Source organism: Heyndrickxia vini, assembly GCF_016772275.1.
GTDB classification, from domain to species: Bacteria; Bacillota; Bacilli; order Bacillales; family Bacillaceae_C; genus Heyndrickxia; species Heyndrickxia vini.
Genome location: NZ_CP065425.1, coordinates 3005879 through 3027409, shown reverse-complemented (window position 1 = coordinate 3027409; position 21531 = coordinate 3005879). Strand labels below are relative to the sequence as shown.

Genomic DNA, 21531 nt, shown 5'->3' with positions numbered 1-21531 from the left:
AATTATTGTTTGTATCAAGAGAAACAACAGAATTATCATTCGAAAACGAGTATGAAATCACAAAGGTTTCATACTCGTTTTGTTATTGGTATGTAAAGGTTCTGCTCAATTTTTTGTTGAAATATTTTGTGGCGCATAAACTTAGATTTGTGCATCATGCAATGTTATTTGTGGACCATAGCCATCTTTTTGAACGGCGGATTTTCAGTTTGTGGATCATAAAACCCGATTTGTGCATCATACAAACTCATTTGTGGACCATAGCCATCTTTTTGAACGGCGGATTTTCAGTTTGTGGATCATAGAACCAAATTTGTGCCGCATAAAACCTGATTTGTGCATCATACAAACTCATTTGTGGACCATAGCCATCTTTTTGAACGGCGGATTTTCAGTTTGTGGATCATAGAACCAAATTTGTGCCGCATAAAACCTGATTTGTGCATCATACAAACTCATTTGTGGATCATAGCATCTTTTTCAAATGACGTTTTTTCAGTTTGTAAATCATATAAAGAACATCCTTATTTTTTTACAAAAACAAAGCTGAATTTTCTGAAATAAACATTGACAATGTAGTAGTGGCGCGTTATTCTGAAAATAATATGACGGATTTATGTATCTACGAAAAAATTACGTCATATAATTATTAGAAAAGTAATCGTAAGGGGGGCAATTATGATTGAATCAGCAGAGCGATCATTGATTCAACATCAGCAGCTTCATGATTTGAAAAATACGATTAATCGAGTCTATCGGAACGTTCCATTTTATCAGCAACAATTTCTCAAATTACAAATTTCTCCTCATGATATTCAGCAATTGGATGATATACGAAAGCTCCCATTTACAACGAAAAAAGATCTTAGAGATCATTATCCGTTTGGTCTATTTGCATCAAAGCAAAATGAATTAGTTCGAATTCACGCATCTTCAGGAACAAGTGGCAAACCGACGGTAGTCGGTTACACAAAAAAAGATATTGAGAATTGGTCATCAATAGTAGCTAGAGCAATCTCAATTGCCGGTGGAAATAGCGGTGATATATTGCAAAATGCATATGGTTATGGATTATTTACAGGCGGCCTCGGTCTTCATTATGGAGGCGAAGAATTAGGTGTAACCGTCATACCAATATCCGGTGGCAACACGGAAAGACAAATTAATATTATTCAAGATTTTAAACCGACCATTCTTTGTTCTACACCTTCTTACGCATTAAATATTGGCGAAAAAATGATTGAGCTTGGACTTAATCCTAGGGATACTTCATTAAGGATTGGCATATTCGGAGCCGAACCATGGTCAGATGAAATGCGTAAAAAGCTGGAAGATTTATTTGATATTAAAGCTTGTGACATTTATGGACTAAGTGAAGTCATCGGACCGGGAGTAGCCATGGAATGTTATGAAGGACAGAATGGACTACATATCGCAGAAGATCATTTTCTAGTTGAAGTAATTAATCCAAAAACATTGCAGCCTGTTCCCAATGGGGAAGAAGGAGAATTAGTTTTTACTAGCTTAAAAAAGGAAGCGTTTCCAATTATTCGTTACAGATCGGGTGACATCGCATCAATTACAACTGAAAAATGCAATTGTGGTCGAACAACAGCAAGAATGTCCCGCATCAAAGGACGAATTGACGACATGATCATAATACGAGGAATCAACGTATTTCCTTCAGATATCGAACATCATCTCATACAAGTGAAAGACATCGCACCACATTACCAAGTACACCTTCTTAGAAAATCCTCACTAGACGAAATTGAGCTTCACGTAGAAATAACAGAAGAACTTTTTCAACAAATATCACAGAATCTACAACATCCAAAAATAAAAACACTTCAAAATGAAATTTACGGAAAAATGAAATCAAACTGCTTAATCTCAATGAAAATCACAATACACCCACCCAAAGCACTCCCAAGATCAGAAGGGAAGGCCATCAGAATCATCGATCACCGATACACCAACGTAGCTGAATGATGGTGAAATGTGATATTTAAGTAAAAAACACCCTAGAAAATAACTTTTTAGAATTTTGCCCCTTTCTAGAACGCAGAGTGGATTGGAGCGAAAGGAACCTGACTCCTGCGGGATATAGAGGAAATGTCGAGACCTCGCAAGCGCAAAGCGCTGAGGAGGCTCGACTTCCTCCCCGCGGAAAGCAGGTTCCTGTAGCGAAAAGGAACGGTCTATATTATGAAAAGCCTCACGAAAGGAGATAATTATGAACTTCATTGATACCCATCAGTTAACAGAAGAAGAGAAACATCAGCAATTTATGGAAAGAATCAATAATGGCGAAAAGATAGAAGCCAATGACTGGATGCCAGATGACTACCGCATGGTCCTCATTAAATTAATTTCCATGCACGGAATTAGTGAAATCATGGGCGCTTTACCAGAAAAAGAGTGGGTACCTAAAGCCCCGTCATTACGAAAAAAACTCGGCATTATGGCAAAAGTACAAGATGAAATGGGTCACGGGCAACTTCTCCTACGCGTTGTCGAAGATTTGCTTGAACCACTTGGGAAAACCCGAGAAGATATCATGGATGATTTATTTTCAGGAAAATTGAAGTTTCACAATGTCTTCCATATGGAAGCACCGACATGGGCGGACGCTGGAATGATTGCCTGGCTTGTAGATGGTGCTGCGATTATGACGCAAACAAATATGTTACAAGCTTCTTACGGCCCTTATGCACGCGCTCTTCAAAGAATTTGTGCAGAAGAAGTTTTCCATGCGCAACACGGCGAATCAATTATTATGGCGCTCGCGGAAGGAACCGATAAACAACGGGAAATGCTGCAAGATTCCTTAAATCGCTGGTGGGATTCCCTGTTAATGTTCTTCGGACCGGCAACCGCACAAACAACCGGTTCGTCTAAACAGGACTTAACGATTAAATACAAAATAAGAACGAAAACCAATGAACAATTACGGCAAGACTTTTTTAAAAAATATGTACCTAGAGTTCTTGCATTAGGACTAAAGCTACCAGATGAAACGATGCATTTTGATCAAGAGACAGGAGAATGGATATACCAACAGCCGGATTGGAATGAATTTAAAAAAATTATTTCGAATAATGGTCCTAAATCGAAGTCCAGACTTCAGCTGCGCATAACAGCCTATGAAAATAACCGCTGGGTGCGTGAAGCGTTAGGATAAGGTAACTAGATTCAAAAGGAGTGGTCGTATTGGATAAACAATCTAATTCCAATAATTTTTACGAAGTCTATGAAGTTTTCAGTCGACGAACATTTAAATCCGATATGCAATACCAATTTAGTTTGCTCGCACCAAATCAAGAAATGGCATTTGTCATGGCACAAGAAAATTTTATGAGACGTGAACCTGTCGTCGATATATGGGTGGTGAAACGCTCTGATATTCGCAAATTACAGCCTGAAGAAAGGGCGGCGATTTCACGATTAGATAATAAAGATTACCGCCTAACAAAAGGATACGGCTATTTGAAAAAGAAATGGCGCCAATACGAACAGCAAGTATTAGATGAAAAGGAAATCATGTCATGGGGAGGAGTGCAGCGTGGAACAACAGATCGAAAATAAAGAATTTAAACAGGTGCTAATCGAATTATTATATCAATTAGCAGATGACGATTTTATCCTTGCCTATCGCGGTTCAGAATGGCTCGGTTTAGCTCCCCATATTGAAGAAGATATTGCCTACGCATCGATTAATCAGGCTACAATGGGGCACGCTGTCATGTACTATGAACTACTTGAATCTCTTGGTGAAGGGACAGCTGATGAACTAGCCCATTCACGTAAAGCTGAATCCCGGAAAAATGCTATTTTACTAGAAATGGCAAATGGTACCGGAACCTATTTAAATCAACCAAAATATGATTGGGCTTTTACCGTTGTACGTCATTATTTCTATGATATTTATAAAAAACTAAAACTTGAATCGTTAAAACAATCATCCTTTGAACCGTTAGCACATGCTGCGACGAAAATGAAAATGGAACAATATTATCATATTATGCATTGGAAAGTTTGGTTTAATCAATTGTGTTTAAGTAGTGGAGAAGGAAAAACGAGAATGCGTGCAGCGATTCAAAAAGTATGGAATGAATTTTCAGGAGTACTATCCTATGGTCCAAATGGCAAATTAATGTTTGATAACGGCTTAATCGATGCGGAACAGACATTTAAAAAGCAATGGGAAACAGAAATGAAGAAGGTTTTTGAAGAAATTTCGATGCCATACCCTGGTGAACCAAAAAGTAAAAAAGGAAATGGAAGGGAAGGATTCCATACCGAAGACCTGCAAGATGCATTAGCAACACTAAGTGAAGTGTACACCTTTGATCCGCAAGCAACTTGGTAAAAAAGAAGGGTGGAAATTTTGACATTAAATAATGAATTACTTATTCGAGTGGAAAAATGCTTAGAAAATGTGAAAGATCCGGAAATCCCATCAGTCAGTGTCGTTGATTTAGGAATGATTGAAGAAATAAAAATCTTGGATTTTAACAAGATTCATATTAAAGCGCTACCAACGTTTTTAGGATGTCCTGCATTGGAGATTATTCGAAAAAATATAACCGAGGCTATTTTACAAATAAGTGAAGTAACCTCTGTTGAAGTGGAATTTATTTATCACCCACCATGGACATCCGATCGAATATCTGAAGATGGCAAAGAAAGGCTAAAGCAATTTGGAATTGCTCCACCGCCAGTTTTCAATGATGAAATCCAGGAGTGGAAAGTCGAATGTCCCTATTGCGGCTCCTACTATACGACAATGGAAAACTTATTTGGACCAACCGCATGCCGCAGTATCCTATACTGCAAAGCATGCAAAAACCCATTTGAAGCAATGAAACCAATATCTAATCTAATGTAAATTCTATTAAAATACTATGTTACAGCTCATAATTGTTTAAGTTGATTGGAGCGGAAGGTGCGAGACTCCTGCGGGAAAAGCGGTTTACGTGAGACCCCGCAGACGCATTAGCGTCGAGGAAGCTCACGGGCCGCCCGCGGAAAGCGAGCACCTGCAGCGGAAATCAACAACATGTTTAATGGAGATTTAAAAAAAGAGGATGAGAGGAGAAACAACATGTACAAAATGATCGCATTATTTAAAAAACCAGAGGATCCTGCAAGTTTTGATGAACATTACTTTAATACACATATGCCTATAACAAATCAGATTCCCGGCCTAGAAAAGGTGGAAATTACAAAAATGTCGAGTTCAAGTCCATACTACCTCATGTGTGTCATGTACTATGCGAGCAAGGAAGCATTTAAAGAAGCGTCTAAAACGCCTGAATCCAAAGCTTCCGGAAAAGATGTAATGGAATTTGCCGGAGATATAGTTACATTTATGTTTGGTGAAGATGTGAATGGATAATAATCTGAAATTTATTCAGGTAGAAACGGATGAGAACATCGGGACCATCCGGCTTAATCGACCGGAAGTATTAAATGCACTCAATCGAAAAATGGTGAATGAAATTGTTCGGACGATCGAAAATATGGAAAAAGATGAAAAAGTCAACGTGATCGTTCTATACGGAAATGGTAAAGCATTTGCAGCCGGAGCAGACATAAGCGAAATGGCAAATGATGCGGCAATTGATCTTGAATTATTAAACCAGTTTGCAGATTGGGATCGTCTTTTACAAATAAAAAAACCAATTATCGGTGCTGTTCACGGTTTTGCATTAGGTGGTGGTTTTGAACTGGCTCTCGCTTGTGATCTCCTTTTTGCAGCAGAAGATGCTAAATTCGGATTTCCTGAAATTAATTTAGCTGTCATGCCAGGTGCAGGTGGGACGCAAAGGTTAACAAAGCTTATGGGGAAAACAAAAGCTTTGGAATGGCTTTGGTCAGGCGAGATGATGACGGCAGTTGAAGCTGAACAACACGGAATCATTAATAAACGTTTTCCGAAAGAACTTGTTATTGAAGAGACAATTAATTACGCGAAAAAAATAGCGGAAAAACCAGCTCTCTCTGTTCGATTCATTAAGGAGGCCGTGTATAAGGCTATCGACAATTCCCTGCTCGAAGGAATGCAATATGAGCGAAAAAACTTTTCATTATTATTTTCAACAGAAGATCAAAAAGAAGGCATGAAAGCATTTGTGGAAAAAAGAAAGCCGCAATTCAAAGGACGGTAGGGGTGAGGGTATGTACGAAACAATCTTATATGAAATGAAAAATCAAGTCGCATGGATCACATTAAATCGACCTGATAAATTAAATGCATTTAATGAACAAATGAAAATAGAAGTAAGAAACGCACTGAAAGATGCTGCGAAGAATCCAGAGATAAGAAGTATTGTTATTTCAGGTGCGGGACGTGCCTTTTGTTCTGGTCAAGATCTTCAAGCAGTAAAGGAAGATACCGATTATGGTGAGCTTTTGCGAAAATACTATAATCCGATGATCAGAGAAATGGCTGCAATAGAAAAACCAATCATTGCAGCGATAAACGGAACTGCAGCAGGGGCAGGATTGAGCTTAGCACTTGCATGCGATTTTCGCTTAGCTTCTGCTAATGCAAGCTTTATCGAAGCATTTATCCATGTTGGTTTAGTACCCGATTCCGGAAATATGTATTATCTTCCTAGGATTGTCGGCCATGCAAAAGCACTAGAGTTAGCAATTTTAGGTGAAAAAATTTCGGCGGAAGAGGCAAAAAATATTGGATTAATTACAAAAGTTGTTCCTATCGAAGAATGGGAAACTACGATTGCTCAATTCGCAGAAAAATTAGCGAAAATGCCTACAAAGGCGATTGGTTTAATAAAACGTTATATGAATCAAAGCTGGGATTCCAATTTGCAAGAAGTATTGGATAAAGAGGCATATGCCCAAAGAATCGCAGGGCAATCCTTTGACCATAAAGAAGGAATCGATGCTTTCCTAAATAAAAGAAAACCTAATTTCGAAGGTAAGTAGAGTGTTGTTTTCAGTAGGGAGTGTGGCGAAATGAATAATGTTGTCATTATTGATGCGGTACGAACGCCAATCGGCAGATACAAAGGATCCTTAAAAAATGTTCGTCCGGATGATTTAGGAGCTATGGTAATTCATGCACTACTAGAAAGGAATCCTAAACTCCCAGTAAACGAGATTGAGGAAGTTGTATTTGGTTGTGCAAATCAGGCGGGAGAAGACAATAGAAATGTTGCTCGAATGTCCGCATTACTAGCAGGATTGCCGGTAGAGACAGCAGCAACAACGATCAATCGTTTATGTGGATCTGGTTTAGATGCAGTTAATTATGCCGCTAGAGCAATTTCCGTAGGAGATGGTGACATTTTTATTGCCGGTGGAACGGAAAGCATGTCAAGAGCCCCTTTTGTCATGGCAAAACCAGAGTCTGATTTTCCTAGAGGTACTATGGAATTGTTTGATACAACGATTGGCTGGCGTTTTGCAAATGACAAATTAAAGCAAATCTACGGAATAGATTCGATGCCGGAAACAGCAGAGAATGTAGCGAAAAAATATAACATCACGCGTGAAGAGCAGGATCAATTTGCCTTATTGAGTCAATTAAAGGCTAAACAAGCCCATGAGCATGGACGATTTTCTGATGAGATAATCTCTATTCCTACAGTTGATCGCAAAGGAAAAGTCACAGAAGTAACGTTGGATGAACATCCACGACCAAATTCAAGCTATGAAGCGTTACAAAAATTAAAACCGCTATTTTCCAATGGGACAGTTACAGCAGGGAATTCATCCGGAGTTAATGATGGTGCATCCGCATTACTTTTAATGAGTGAAACGAAAGCAAAGAAATTAGGGCTAACCCCGCTAGTTAAATATAAAGCAACAGCAGTAGCCGGACTGGAACCTGCTGTAATGGGACTTGGACCTATTTATGCGACTAGAAAATTGTTGTCTCGGGTTAATATGACGATAAAAGACATCAATCTAATAGAATTAAATGAAGCATTTGCCTCACAATCTATTGAATGCATCAACCAGCTTGAAGTAAATCCAGAACTGGTAAATGTAAATGGAGGGGCGATTGCTTTAGGGCATCCACTAGGTGCTAGTGGAGCAAGAATCTTAACGACATTAATATATGAGATGAAAAGGAGAAATACGGAAGTAGGTCTAGCTACGATGTGTATAGGGGTTGGCCAAGGAATTGCAACAATAGTGGAGAATGTATAGACAAAGGAATACTCATAATCTATCTGCTCTCACAACAAAGATTCGTCACTTCCAGGAAAAGGTAGGTATAAATAGGATGAATGGGACATTAAATACAAGATCAATGATTTTTACAATATATGGAGATTATATCCGGCATTATGGAAGTGAAATTTGGATTGGCAGTTTAATAAAGTTATTGAAAGAGTTTGGTCATAATGAACAGGCAGTTCGTGCAGCCATTTCCCGCATGAATAAGCAAGGATGGGTGGAAGCACGCAAAGAAAGGAATCGAAGCTATTATTATTTAACCCCGCGTGGCATCGACCGAATGGAGGAGGCTGCGACCCGGATCTTTAAATTAAAGAAAGATAAATGGGACGGGAAATGGACAATGCTAACTTATTCAATTCCTGAGGAGAAGCGAGCAATTCGGGATGAACTAAGGAAGGAATTAGTTTGGAGCGGTTTTGGAAGCATTGCGAATAGCTGTTGGATATCCCCTAATCCGCTAATTAAACAAGTAAATAAGCTTGTGGAAAAATATGAAATTAGCGATTACGTACATATTTTTCTGACAGAATATCAAGGTCCACACGAAAATATACGGTTAGTCCAGGATTGTTGGGATATATCCGAAATCAATTCACAGTACAAAAAGTTTATAGATATTTATCAAAAAAAATATGATCAAGCAAAAATAGGAATTCAAACTGGAAGTATGACACCTGCAGATTGTTTTGTAGAGAGAACAAAACTAGTTCATGAATACCGGAAATTTTTATTCATTGATCCCGGATTACCCGAGGAGTTACTTCCTAAAATATGGTTAGGAAATCAGGCGGATCAACTTTTCTCAGATTATTACAAGGAACTTGCAGTACCTGCGGGTGAGTTTTTTGAATCTGTTTTCAGCGAAGGAAATCATATGCATAAAAAGAATAAAAAGTACGATATATTTCAGCATCCTTTACTAATCGAGGAATAGACAATGGGGGAGAAGTATGAATTACTTAACACAATTACTCGGCATTGAGCTTCCAATTATTCAGGGAGGGATGGGGAATATTAGTAATGCTAAATTATCAGCTGCAGTCTCTAATGCTGGTGGATTAGGTACGATGGGGGTCGGAACGATGACTCCTGAGAAAGTGGAAAAGATGATCCGAGAAATAGGAGTGCTTACGAATAAACCTTTTGCGATCAATCTACCTATAAATGTGAATCAGCATATGCAAGAAATGGTTTCATTAATCATTAAACATAAAGTGCCCATTGTATCTTTATCAGCTGGAAATCCAGCACCATTGATTCCTATCTTCCATCATCACGATATAAAGGTAATAGTGGTCATAGCTTCTGTAAAGCACGCAAAAAAGGCAGAAACGGCTGGTGCAGATATTATCGTTGCAGAAGGGTTTGAAGCTGCCGGAATAAATTCTCCCTTTGAAACGACAACAATGACGCTTATTCCACAAATTGTTGATGCAGTAAAAATCCCGGTTGTTGCTGCGGGAGGCATTGCGGATGGGAGGGGATTGCTGGCTGCGATGGCTTTAGGTGCACAAGGAGTACAGATGGGGACTAGATTTGTTGCAACAAAGGACGCTCCTTTTTCACAAGAATATAAATCGAAGCTTATTGATGCAAATGATCATCAAACAATTATTCTTGGTCGTTCGAAAGGGCAAGTACGTAGGGTATTGGACGATGAGTATTCCTCTGCTCTCTTGAAAAACGAAAAAAGTTATTCTCTTCTTGAATACATGGAGGCTACAAGTGAGAAGCGTCATTTAATTGGAGCGCTTGAAGGAAACGGGACCGAAGGATTTATGAACAGCGGACAAATTGCAGGGATGATTCACGATGAACCAACCGTTAGTCAACTCCTTGAGCAGATGATGAGCGATTGTCGAAAAACGTTGAAAAACATTGAAAATCAACTAATTATATAAGCAGGACATTTTCCTTATATGAAGAAATTATCAAAAGAGTATTGATTAAAATTAATGGGGGGAAATGGGATGAGATTAAGTTGGAAAAAAAGCGCAATCGTTTTATTCAGTGCAATACTTTTGGCCTCGTGTGGATCGCAAAGTGAGAAGAAAACTACAGGAGGGGAAGCAAGCAGTGGTGACTCAAAACCGCAAGAGAAAACGTATAAGATTGGTGTTACCCAAATTGTCGAGCATCCTTCTCTAAATGCTGCATTCGATGGATTTAAAAAGGCGATTGAAGAATCAGGTTTAAAAGTTGAATATGATATACAAAATGCTCAAAATGACAATAGTGCAAATACATCTATTGCAAGTAATTTAGTTAGTTCAAACGTAGATCTCATCTTCGCAAATTCAACACCTAGCGCTCAAGCTGTAGCTAGTGCCACCAAAGACATTCCAATAATATTTACTTCAGTGACAGACCCAGTCGGTGCCGAACTCGTTTCATCAATGGAACAACCCGGTGCAAATGTAACAGGAACGATAGATACCCACCCAGACGCTATTCCAAACACTTTAAAGTTTATGAAAGAACAATTAAATATGAAAAAAGTAGGCATGGTTTTCAACTCGGGCGAACAAAATTCACGTGCCCAAGTAGATAATGTTAAAAAACTAGCAAAAGACATTGGTTTAAGTATTGTGGAAGCTTCTGCGTCTACTTCAGCAGAGGTAAAACAAGCAACAGAATCACTTGTCGGAAAAGTAGATGGTTTATACATTATTTCTGATAATACAGTAGTTTCAGCATTAGAATCAGTCGTATCAGTTGCTAACGATAATAAATTGCCGATGATGGCAGCAGAGTTTGATTCAGTAAAAAGAGGAGCACTTGGTGCATACGGATTCGAATACGCTGATATTGGTTATGAAGCAGGGAAAATGGCTGTTCAAATATTAAAAGGTGAAAAGAAGCCAGCAGATTTACCGGTACAACTACCTCAAAATTTAAAATTAGTCATCAACAAGAAAACAGCCGAAACGATTGGACGTGAGGTTAAGGAGGACTGGAAGGCGGAATTTAGTGAGTAATAGGAGATGATTCAATGTTTGCAACGATATTTGGCTCAGTAGAGCAAGGAATCATCTATGCAATCATGGCACTTGGAGTATATCTTTCATTCCGAGTGCTTGATTTTCCAGATCTTACGGTAGACGGGAGTTTCGTAACTGGAAGTTCGGTTGCTGCAACGATGATTGTTTTAGGCTATAACCCAATCCTAGCAACATTTGCAGCTATTATTGCCGGTTTTATTGCTGGATGTATCACCGGAATTTTACATACGAAAGGAAAAATCAATCCACTCCTATCTGGAATATTAATGATGATTGCGCTCTACTCCATTAACTTACGAATTATGGGAACATCGTCTAATACATCTGTAGGAAGACCGAATATCCCACTATTAAATTCTGAAACAATATTAACAAAGTTTACTCACTTTTGGCAGCCTTTAGGTATTGATCAATGGCTGAATAAAATAATAGGATCTACAGGAATTCAGTACTTACCATCCACTTGGGGAATCGCAATTTTCATGTTCATTATTACATTACTCATCAAATGGATTACTGATCGTTTTTTACAAACGGAAGTTGGTCTTGCTTTACGTGCTACAGGTGATAATCAAAGAATGATTCGTAGTCTTTCAGCGAATACGGACTCATTAATTATCCTAGGATTGGGAATTTCGAATGCATTAGTTGCCTTATCCGGTGCATTAATTGCCCAATACGCAAAATTTTCGGATATCAATTTAGGAATTGGGATGATTATTGTTGGTCTTGCCTCAGTTATTATCGGAGAAGCGATTTTCGGAACAAAAACGATTGTCAGGACAACATTTGCTGTGATCACAGGGGCTATTATTTATCGAGTGATCCTCGGTTTAGCACTTCGGGTTAAATTTTTGGATACGGGTGATATGAAATTAATAACAGCAATTATTGTGACATTGGCATTAGTTTTTCCTAAAATACTTGAAAAGCAAAGAGAAAAACGTCGAAAGGCGAAAAGATATTCTGAATTGATTACGATAAAGAAAGGTGATGACATTGCTCCACCTCCAACAGATTAACAAAATTTTTAATGAAGGAACCTCAGATGAAAAAATTGCTTTAGATCAAATCAATTTAACGTTAGAGAAAGGCGATTTTGTAACGGTAATCGGGAGTAATGGCGCTGGGAAATCTACATTAATGAATATGATTTCAGGCGTCTTATCACCTGATGTTGGGAAAATACAAATTGAAAATAAAGATGTTACGAGATTACCAGAATTTAAACGTTCGAAATTTATCGGCAGAGTATTTCAAGATCCAATGGCAGGCACAGCCCCATCGATGACAATCGAAGAGAATCTTGCAATGGCCTTTTCACGTAATAAATCTCGTACATTAAGAAAAGGCGTGGATAAGAATAGAAAGGAATTTTTTAAAGATTCATTAAAAGCACTTCATTTAAATTTAGAAAACCGTTTAAATGCTAAAGTTGGTCTTCTTTCAGGAGGAGAACGGCAAGCACTTTCATTGTTAATGGCAACGTTTACACGACCATCCATTCTATTATTAGATGAACATACAGCAGCACTTGACCCGTCACGTGCAAGACTTATCACCGATTTAACGAAGGAATTAGTAGATAAAGATCAGCTAACGACGATTATGGTCACCCATAATATGCAACAGGCACTCGATTTAGGAAATCGCCTAATTATGATGGATAAAGGACAAATCATTCTTGAAGTGAAAGAAGAAGAAAAAAAGAAACTAACGATTGATTTATTAATGAAAGAGTTTCAGAAAATTCGTGGTGAAAGCATGTTGAGTGATAAAACACTTCTTTCCATAGACTAATCAGAGGGTAGGTGCTTTTGAATTGAAGGAAGGCATGGAAATTGGGCAAACGGCTACGATGGAATTCGAGGTAACGCCAAACATGTTTGCTGGTTTTGAAGGAAAAGTAGTACATGAGGCATATTCTACCGTATCGATGGTTTATCATATGGAATGGGTTTCAAGGAAAATTATCCTTCCTTATTTAGAAGATCATGAAGAAGGAATGGGTGGGGCAGTTAGTATTAAACATATTGCACCTACTACTTCAAACACCAAAGTAAGGATAAAAGCGACATTAATAGACTTAAAGAATAATATTGTAATCACAAGGACAGAAGCATGGAACGATCAAGGTTTAATTGGCCATGGAGAGGTAAAACAAGTCATTTTGCCAAAAGAAAAAATTGCCCAAATGATTAATGACTCAAAAAAAGTTACAGAAGCGTAAAATGAACTTCTTGAGAGGAGATTCGAACATGGATTTTTTTCAAAAAATTTATAATCATGAACAAGTTGTTATTTGCAACGATCCTAAAACAGGACTGAAAGCGATTATTGCGATACATAATACTACTCTCGGACCAGCAACAGGAGGCTGCCGCATGTATCCTTATCAAACATTCGAGCATGCTTTAAACGACGCACTTCGTCTATCGAAAGGTATGACTTATAAGTGTGTAGCAGCCGATGTTGATTTCGGAGGCGGTAAAACGGTCATTATTGGTGACCCTGTTAAAGATAAAACGCCGGAATTATTCAGGTCATTAGGTCAATACATTGATTCTTTAAATGGCCGTTATTATACAGGGACAGATATGGGGACGACACCAGAGGATTTTGTGCATGCGATGAAAGAAACAAACTGTATCGTCGGATTACCGGAGGAATATGGTGGAAGTGGCGATTCTTCCATACCAACAGCACAAGGGGTAATTTACGGAATAAGAGCTACAAATGAAACACTTTATGGTTCCAATGAAATTGGTGATAAAACCTATTCAATTCAAGGTTTAGGCAAGGTGGGCTTTAAAGTAGCAGAAACATTACTCGAAGCGGGTGCATCACTTTACGTGACAGATATCAATTTGGAAGCAATTGATGCTCTTTTAAAACGTGCAAAGGAAATTGGAAATCTTAGTGTAAAAGTAGTATCGGGAAATGATATTTATGCTGTAGAAGCAGATGCTTTTGTCCCATGTGCGCTTGGTGGCGTTATTAATGATGATACAATTGAAGTATTAAAGGCTAAAGCCATTGTTGGATCAGCAAACAATCAACTGTTAGATGATAATCATGGAGACCTGCTTAAAAAGAAGAATATTTTGTATGCACCAGATTATATTGTTAATGCGGGTGGGCTTATTCAAGTATCCGATGAGCTTTACGGTCCAAATAAAAATAGAGTAATTAGAAAAACAAAAGCAATCTATAATTCCTTGCTAGAAATCTATCGGAATGCTGACAATAAAAATATTTCAACAATCGAATCAGCAAATCAATTTTGCGAGCAAAAAATTGAAGTAAGAAAAAACAGAAACAGCTTCTTTTCACATCACAAACGGCCAAAATGGGAAATACGGCATTAAGTTTAGTCTTGGAAAAAAGACACAAGGAGGACGAATAAATGGAACAATTTCAAATGATTCGTTATCTCGATGAAAATGGGAATCTATTAAACTCTGAAATTTCGAAAGCGCTTTCACTAGATTTTATTAAAGAACTATATGAAAGATTAACGCTTGTTCGAGCATTTGATCGAAAAGCAATTAGCCTTCAAAGGCAAGGAAGATTAGGCACATATGCCCCATTTGAGGGGCAGGAAGCAGCACAGGTCGGCAGTGCCCTCGCATTACAACCGAATGATTGGCTTTTTCCCACTTATCGTGATCATGCAGCAAGCATCACTTTTGGCCATTCATTAAAAACAATCCTTCTTTACTGGAATGGTAGATTGGAAGGATGTGTCCCGCCAGAAGGAAAAAAGATTTTCCCCCCAGCTGTTCCTATTGCAACACAACTTCTTCATGCCACAGGGGCTGCCATGGCGGAAAAAAGAAAAGGAACGAACAATGCTGCCATTGTCTATTTTGGAGACGGGGCAACATCTGAAGGTGATTTTCACGAAGGATTAAATTTTGCCAGCGTTTTTAAAGCACCTGTAGTCTTTTTTAATCAAAATAATCAATTTGCAATTTCGGTGCCGATTGAAAAGCAAATGAATTCAGAAACCATTGCGCAAAAATCAGTAGCTTATAGTATTCCCGGTATACGTATTGACGGAAATGATATATTTGCGGTTTATTTTGAAACGAAAAAAGCGATCGAACGGGCAAGACGTGGAGAAGGACCAACGCTTATTGAAGCAGTGACATGGAGATATGGGGCACATACGACAGCAGATGATCCATCAAAATATCGAGATCAAAATAATAGTGAAAAAAGGCGGGAAAACGGGGATCCAATCATTCGATTAGAAAGATACATGAAAAATGAAGGAATTTGGGATGAGGAATGGAAGGAAGAAATCGTTTCTAAAGCGGGAAAAACAATTGAAAAAGCAATAGAAGAAATGGAGAGTTTTCCTGAACCAAACATTGATGATCTATTTGCTCACGTATTTGCTGAGCCAACTTGGACGATAAAAGACCAAAGAGATCAATATTATGAATTTTTGCGAGGTGTGAATCAATGAGTGTGATTGCAGCAAAAACGCAAAAGTTGTCATTAGTGCAAGCTGTAACTGATGGGCTTCGGACAGTGATGAAGGATCAAGAGGAAGTCCTTGTATTAGGTGAGGATGTTGGCAAAAATGGTGGTGTGTTTCGCGCAACGGAGGGGCTGCAGCAAGAATTCGGGGAGGATCGAGTTATCGACACACCCTTGAGTGAAGCAGGGATTGTCGGTACAGCTATCGGCCTTGCCATTAACGGATTTCTTCCAGTAGTAGAGATGCAGTTTTTAGGCTTTATTTATCCTGCATTTGAACAAATTATGAGCCATGCCACAAGAATCAGAATGAGAACGATGAGCCGTTTTCACGTGCCAATGGTCATTCGTGCGCCATATGGTGCCGGTGTAAAGGCTCCGGAAATTCATTCGGATAGTGTGGAGGCGATATTTACACATATGCCGGGAATAAAGGTCGTTTGTCCATCCAATCCATATGATGCAAAAGGTTTATTAATTGCGAGTATTGAAGATCCCGACCCTGTTTTATTTTTAGAGCCGATGCGTTCCTACCGTGCATTTAAGGATGAAGTTCCTACTGAAAGATATACCGTTGAAATTGGGAAGGCGAATCGTTTAAAAGAAGGGACAGATGTTACTGTTATTGCGTGGGGAGCGATGATCCCATTGGCGATGAAAGCTGCTGAAAATGCACAAAAACAAAATATACATTGTGAAGTCATTGATTTACGAACATTATACCCGCTCGATCGAGAAACCATTTCAACATCTGTGCAGAAAACGGGGAGAGCGGTAATTATTCATGAGGCACATGCGACAAGTGGATTGGGAGCAGACATTCTTTCGTTAATTCAAGACACTTCGTTTTTATATTTAAAGGCACCAATTCAACGTGTGACCGGATTTGATGTGCCTGTTCCATTTTATACATTAGAAAAACATTATCTGCCAGATGAAAATCGAATCATTGAAGCGATTAAAAGGGCAGTGAATTTTTAAAACCATGTGTTAATTTCATTGTCATGTGATAACTAAAGTGAATGGAGCGGAAATCGACCATTAAAAACTTATGATGCGAGTGGGTGAGAGATTTGGTAGAGGTAAAACTTCATGATATTGGGGAAGGGATGACGGAAGGAGAAATCGTTTCATACTTGGTTAAAGTAGGAGATCGTGTACAAAGTGATCAACCTTTAGTTGAAGTCCAAACGGATAAAATGACGGCAGAGCTTCCTTCACCAACTACAGGAATAGTAAAGGAAATTCTCGTTAGTGAAGGTTCACTTGTTCCAATAGGCACAACGATATTAATTATCGAATCTGGCCAAACAAAACAAGTTCAGCATGAAGTTACTGTATCTAGTAATAGAAACAAAGCAGAAAAGACTAACCGACTAATTCTGGCTGCACCATACACAAGAAAAATAGCTCGTGAGTTAGGCATTGATATCGAAAAAATTAATGGAACCGGACCAGCGGGAAGAATTACGGATGAAGATGTATATAACTATGGAACAAAAGCTGTAGAACCAATGGCTCCTAAAATTAAAGAAGTAACAAACAATGAAGTTGAGAGCGATGAAATCCCTTTTAAAGGGCGAAGAAAGCAAATCGCTTCCCTTATGAGTAAATCCCTATTTACGATTCCACATGTTACCCATTTTGAAGAGGTAGATATGACCAACCTCCTCGATTGCAAGCAACAATGTAAGGATTCTGGAGTTAATGTATCTGTCGCAGCATTTTTTATAAAAGCAATTCAGCTCACATTGATAAAGTATCCAATTTTTAATTCTGTTTTAGACGAGGATCATGGAGTAATCAAACTTAAGAAAGAGTATAACATTGGTATTGCAGTTGATGTAGAAGATGGCTTAATTGTTCCTGTCATTCCACATGTTGAACAAAAAACCGTGAAAGCGATTCATGAAGAAATGAAAATCGCGATTGAAAAAGCGCAAAATAACACGCTAACTAAAGCAGATATTTCAAATGGAACATTTACAATTAGTAATGTTGGTCCATTAGGCGGAATCGGCGCAACTCCGATCATTAATCATCCGCAAACAGCTTTAATTGCCTTTCATAAAACAAAAAAGAAACCGGTAGTCATAAATGATGAAATTGTTATTCGCAGCATGATGAATCTATCAATGTCCTTTGATCATCGTGTGGCGGACGGTGCAACCGCTGTACGTTTTACAAATGAATTTGTTCATTTAATAGAGAATCCATCAAGAATGTTATTGGAGATGAAATAGGATGGTCGTTGGAGAAATTGCACAAGAAAAAGAAGTAGTGATTATTGGCGGTGGGCCAGGCGGATACACTGCTGCGATTCGTGCTGCACAATTAGGTAAAGACGTTCTATTAATTGAACAGAAAAAACTTGGGGGAATTTGTTTACATGAAGGCTGTATTCCTTCTAAAGCATTTGTACACACAGCCAAACAAACGAATACATGGGACCATCTAATAGAAATAGGCTATAAATTCGAAACGAAGGAATTTGATTTTTCAACCTTTCTTGCATATAGAAAAAAATTACTTTCTCAATTACAAATGGGGATAGAGTCACTTTGTAAAGCGAATAAGATTGATGTAATGTATGGAAGGGCATCATTTATTTCTGCTAATAAAATTGGAATAGAAAATGGTCATCATTATGAGGTTGTTAATTTTGAACAGGCAATAATTGCCACGGGTACAAAAGCAGGAAGTCATAAAGTGAGTGCTAACTATCAGTTGAATTCCAGGGAGTTATTTCAAGTGGAGACGATCCCGGAACAATTACTGTTAGTTGGTTCGGACTATATAATTTTAGAAGCGGCATTTGCTTATAGTTTACTCGGGACGAAGGTTAGTATTATTTTAGAAGAAAATCATGATTTTCCATTTGATAAAGACATTCTTAAAGAACTAAAGAGGCAATTGAAAAAAAGAAAAATATCATTATATCCTAATACAAAAGATCTTCGCTTTTCGGAAAATGAGTCTGGAGTAGACTGTACGTTTACAAATCATAAAGATGAAACAGTGATGATTCATTCGAGTACTATTTATATTGAAGAAGAGATTAAAGGGAATACGAATGAACTTGGATTGGAAAGAATGGGTTTAGCGATTGATAGTAACGGTTTTATTGTGTGTGACCGTATCGGGAAAACGAATATGGATCATATATTCGCAATTGGAGATGTGTCAGGGGGGCCATTTCTTGCTGCAAAAGCAATCAAGCAAGGAAAGGCGGTTGCTGAAATCATTGCTGGAGGAAAAAGTGAAATCGATTTAACATGGATGCCTGAGGTTGTATACTCTGTACCTCCAATTGCACATGTTGGATTTTCCGAGGAACAGGCAAAGGCAGCTGGTTATCCAGTAAAAATAGGTCGTTATCAACTTTCCGGCAGCGGATTTGCAATGTTATCAGGAAATCGGGATGGATTTGCAAAAGTTGTAATTGATGAAGAAACGAATAGGATACTAGGTATGCACATCATTGGTGAGGGTGCGATTGAACTAATTTCATCGGCTGTTATTGGTGGGGAAATGGTGGCAAGGGATGAAGACTTTCTATTTCCAACCTACCCGCATCCAAGTATGAATGAGGCGATTCTTGAAGCGATGGAGGATACATTGGGATTATCCATTCATCAAGCACCAAAGCGAACGGAGAGAAAAGCAAAAATTGTTAAAAATTCGTAATGGAATGGATTTTGGTTCGATAATTTATAATAATGTTTGATTAAAAATCCTGTATTGATATGCAGGATTTTTTTCTGTAATCGGTCCATATAGCTGAATAACTCACTTTCAGTTTATATGGATGATTACGTTAAATTTAATAAGGCTAAATTATATAACGAACAGCTCTATTCTAGAAAATCCTTTGAATTAATTGTAACTTTTATACCATTTAAACGTAAGAGTAAATAGAAGTAAAACATATCGAAGAAGGAGTAGAAATATATACATACAAATCTTTTGAAACCTTGGGAACATTCATTTACCTAATGAATAGTTTAAGTGAAAAATAACATAAAGGAGTTTAATAAATGTTGATTTTCTTACTGTTTTATATTCTAGTAATACCGCTTTGTGTCCTCTTGCATGAAATAGGACATGGTATTGGTGTTGTCTCAACTTCAAAATCTCACGCATATGTTTATTTAGGAAATAGTAATAAGGAGAATAAAGAAAATTTTAGATTAGGAAGGCTTCATTTTCATCTACATTGGTCATATGTAGGTTATGCTAGTTGGGAAGGGACTTTAAAAAGTCGGCAGAGGGCTACTGCATTGGCTGGTGGACCAATAATGTCCTTATTAGTTGCGATATTATGCGGTTTGATAGCAATATCAGTACCTCAAGGTGAATTACCGTCATTTTTCTGGTGGACCGCTATATTTAACTTTTCTCAGTTTTTTGTAACGATAATTCCTATTACCTATCCAACTTGGATGGGGGCATATAAGGGGCATCCGTCTGATGGATTGCAACTAATTCGCTTGTTAAGAAGTTAATGATGGTTAATTCCTCTTTTTTAAATTTCAAAGCTGTAAATAGTAAATTAGACTAGAACTAACCAGTAATTTAGTCACTAGTCTTTTTTGTTTGATAAAAATAATATCCCCAATTCAAATCTCCTTCCAAGTAAAATCCAACATTACCATAGGAATTCTAATTTTAAGTTGTCAACAAAATATTGGAGAAATTTTTATGACGTATTTATGAATTTAAATTGTCGAGATTGTGAAAATGTGCACAAAAAGATATAAATTGCAGTACAATTTATCAGAACAAATTTTAAAAATAAATGATGATATTTTCTTTTACTTGTGAAAGATGATACATACTTCGTAGATTGGGAAGGAGAGAGAAAGTGTGAAAAAGAAACATATCCCATGGAAAATAACAGTATTGATGTTGCTATCATCAATATTTCTTTTGAGTGGTTGTGACACTAGTAAAATAGCTGTCTTAAATCCACAAGGCCCTGTTGCGCAAAAGCAATATGATTTAATCGTCTATTCATTTTGGTTAATGATGATTATTTTAGTTGTTGTTTTGGGATTATTTATTTTCATGGTATTTAAATATCGTGAAAAACGCTTAGCTGCAGATTATATCCCACCTGATCAACATGGTAACAAGTGGCTTGAAATTATTTGGACGGCAATACCAATTGTCATTATTATTGCTGTTGCTATTCCTACTATTAAAGCAAACTACGCGTTAGAAGATATACCAAAAGGTTATGAGGATAAAAAGCCGATTACAATTAATGTGACATCGGCAGATTGGAAATGGATTTTTAGTTATCCAGAACAAGGAATTGAAACGGTGAACTATGTAAATATACCTGAAGGTACGCCAGTTAAATTCCAATTAACATCAGCTGGAACAATGGCATCATTTTGGGTACCTGAACTAGGCGGTCAAAAATATACAATGCCTAATCATTCAATGGAACTGATCTTACTTGCAGATAAACCGGGATCCTATTTAGGAAGAAATGCCAATTTTAATGGTGAAGGTTTTGCGCATATGGATTTCGAAGTTCTTTCTCAAACGCAAAAAGATTTCGATAAATGGGTGAAGGACGTTAAGAAATCAGCATCTAAATTAACTAAGGCTGATTACAACAAGATTTTGAAACCTGGTGTAGTTGGACGAATGACTTTTACCGGTACACATTTACCATGGGTGAAAGCACCACATCAACATGGTGTGATGAAGAAACAAGAAACCAATCAAAAACAACATAATATGGATGATATGGACATGGATATGAACATGGACATGTCAGAACATCAACACTAAATAGATTGGAGGAGAA

22 protein-coding genes are annotated in these 21531 nt (G+C 37.7%); all 22 read left to right on the top strand.

All coding sequences use genetic code 11. From position 1 onward, the window contains the following. Positions 1–678 precede the first annotated feature (678 nt). The 22 genes from I5776_RS15155 to qoxA all read left to right on the top strand — a co-directional run bounded on the left by I5776_RS15155 (position 679) and on the right by qoxA (position 21515). Positions 679–1992, top strand: a complete 1314-nt coding sequence (locus tag I5776_RS15155; RefSeq protein WP_202777214.1) for a phenylacetate--CoA ligase family protein — start codon at positions 679–681, stop codon at positions 1990–1992. A 244-nt stretch (positions 1993–2236) separates the two neighbouring features. Then, entirely contained in the window at positions 2237–3184 is a 948-nt protein-coding gene (paaA, locus tag I5776_RS15150; protein ID WP_202777213.1) for a 1,2-phenylacetyl-CoA epoxidase subunit PaaA, read from the top strand. A gap of 104 nt (positions 3185–3288) precedes the next feature. Next, the gene (paaB, locus tag I5776_RS15145; RefSeq protein ID WP_202780818.1) at positions 3289–3588 is read left to right on the top strand and encodes a 1,2-phenylacetyl-CoA epoxidase subunit PaaB; all 300 of its coding nucleotides are present in this window, start codon (positions 3289–3291) and stop codon (positions 3586–3588) included. Continuing rightward, positions 3530–4372 carry a 1,2-phenylacetyl-CoA epoxidase subunit PaaC gene (gene paaC / locus I5776_RS15140; protein WP_202777212.1) on the top strand — a complete coding sequence of 281 codons (843 nt, stop codon included), beginning with the start codon at positions 3530–3532 and terminating at the stop codon, positions 4370–4372. The genes paaB and paaC overlap by 59 nt, the downstream gene beginning before the upstream one ends. An 18-nt stretch (positions 4373–4390) precedes the next feature. After that, on the top strand, positions 4391–4891 hold the full coding sequence (paaD, locus tag I5776_RS15135; RefSeq protein ID WP_425490283.1) for a 1,2-phenylacetyl-CoA epoxidase subunit PaaD: 501 nt from the start codon (positions 4391–4393) through the stop codon (positions 4889–4891). Between the two features lie 216 nt (positions 4892–5107). Continuing rightward, positions 5108–5401 (top strand): EthD family reductase, encoded by a 294-nt coding sequence (locus I5776_RS15130; protein WP_202777210.1) that lies wholly within the window; start codon positions 5108–5110, stop codon positions 5399–5401. Continuing rightward, on the top strand, positions 5394–6173 hold the full coding sequence (locus I5776_RS15125) for an enoyl-CoA hydratase-related protein (RefSeq protein ID WP_202777209.1): 780 nt from the start codon (positions 5394–5396) through the stop codon (positions 6171–6173). The genes I5776_RS15130 and I5776_RS15125 overlap by 8 nt, the downstream gene beginning before the upstream one ends. 10 nt (positions 6174–6183) lie before the next feature. Next, positions 6184–6957 carry an enoyl-CoA hydratase-related protein gene (locus tag I5776_RS15120; RefSeq protein ID WP_202777208.1) on the top strand — a complete coding sequence of 258 codons (774 nt, stop codon included), beginning with the start codon at positions 6184–6186 and terminating at the stop codon, positions 6955–6957. A 30-nt stretch (positions 6958–6987) separates the two neighbouring features. Next, positions 6988–8187: an acetyl-CoA C-acyltransferase gene (locus tag I5776_RS15115; RefSeq protein WP_202777207.1), complete on the top strand. Its 1200-nt coding sequence runs from the start codon at positions 6988–6990 to the stop codon at positions 8185–8187. Positions 8188–8263: 76 nt separating this feature from the next. Further along, entirely contained in the window at positions 8264–9154 is an 891-nt protein-coding gene (gene paaX / locus I5776_RS15110) for a phenylacetic acid degradation operon negative regulatory protein PaaX (RefSeq protein WP_246483803.1), read from the top strand. A 16-nt stretch (positions 9155–9170) separates the two neighbouring features. Continuing rightward, positions 9171–10121, top strand: coding sequence for an NAD(P)H-dependent flavin oxidoreductase (locus tag I5776_RS15105; protein ID WP_202777206.1), 951 nt, complete (start codon positions 9171–9173; stop codon positions 10119–10121). A gap of 69 nt (positions 10122–10190) precedes the next feature. After that, positions 10191–11198 carry an ABC transporter substrate-binding protein gene (locus I5776_RS15100; protein WP_202777205.1) on the top strand — a complete coding sequence of 336 codons (1008 nt, stop codon included), beginning with the start codon at positions 10191–10193 and terminating at the stop codon, positions 11196–11198. A gap of 14 nt (positions 11199–11212) precedes the next feature. Then, positions 11213–12244, top strand: coding sequence for an ABC transporter permease (locus I5776_RS15095; protein WP_202777204.1), 1032 nt, complete (start codon positions 11213–11215; stop codon positions 12242–12244). Beyond that, positions 12222–13022, top strand: coding sequence for an ABC transporter ATP-binding protein (locus I5776_RS15090; protein WP_202777203.1), 801 nt, complete (start codon positions 12222–12224; stop codon positions 13020–13022). Before I5776_RS15095 ends, I5776_RS15090 begins: the two co-directional genes overlap by 23 nt. 22 nt (positions 13023–13044) lie before the next feature. Continuing rightward, positions 13045–13452, top strand: coding sequence for a thioesterase family protein (locus I5776_RS15085; protein ID WP_202777202.1), 408 nt, complete (start codon positions 13045–13047; stop codon positions 13450–13452). A gap of 28 nt (positions 13453–13480) precedes the next feature. Continuing rightward, on the top strand, positions 13481–14590 hold the full coding sequence (locus I5776_RS15080; protein ID WP_202777201.1) for a Leu/Phe/Val dehydrogenase: 1110 nt from the start codon (positions 13481–13483) through the stop codon (positions 14588–14590). A gap of 38 nt (positions 14591–14628) precedes the next feature. Beyond that, on the top strand, positions 14629–15696 hold the full coding sequence (pdhA, locus tag I5776_RS15075; RefSeq protein WP_202777200.1) for a pyruvate dehydrogenase (acetyl-transferring) E1 component subunit alpha: 1068 nt from the start codon (positions 14629–14631) through the stop codon (positions 15694–15696). After that, the gene (locus tag I5776_RS15070; protein ID WP_202777199.1) at positions 15693–16691 is read left to right on the top strand and encodes an alpha-ketoacid dehydrogenase subunit beta; all 999 of its coding nucleotides are present in this window, start codon (positions 15693–15695) and stop codon (positions 16689–16691) included. The genes pdhA and I5776_RS15070 overlap by 4 nt, the downstream gene beginning before the upstream one ends. A gap of 92 nt (positions 16692–16783) precedes the next feature. Next, positions 16784–17953 carry a dihydrolipoamide acetyltransferase family protein gene (locus I5776_RS15065; RefSeq protein ID WP_202777198.1) on the top strand — a complete coding sequence of 390 codons (1170 nt, stop codon included), beginning with the start codon at positions 16784–16786 and terminating at the stop codon, positions 17951–17953. 1 nt (position 17954) lies between these two features. Beyond that, positions 17955–19397 carry a dihydrolipoyl dehydrogenase gene (lpdA, locus tag I5776_RS15060; protein WP_202777197.1) on the top strand — a complete coding sequence of 481 codons (1443 nt, stop codon included), beginning with the start codon at positions 17955–17957 and terminating at the stop codon, positions 19395–19397. 350 nt (positions 19398–19747) lie between these two features. Beyond that, entirely contained in the window at positions 19748–20215 is a 468-nt protein-coding gene (locus tag I5776_RS15055) for a hypothetical protein (RefSeq protein ID WP_202777196.1), read from the top strand. Between the two features lie 361 nt (positions 20216–20576). Then, positions 20577–21515 (top strand): cytochrome aa3 quinol oxidase subunit II, encoded by a 939-nt coding sequence (gene qoxA, locus I5776_RS15050; protein ID WP_425490282.1) that lies wholly within the window; start codon positions 20577–20579, stop codon positions 21513–21515. Positions 21516–21531: the final 16 nt, after the last annotated feature.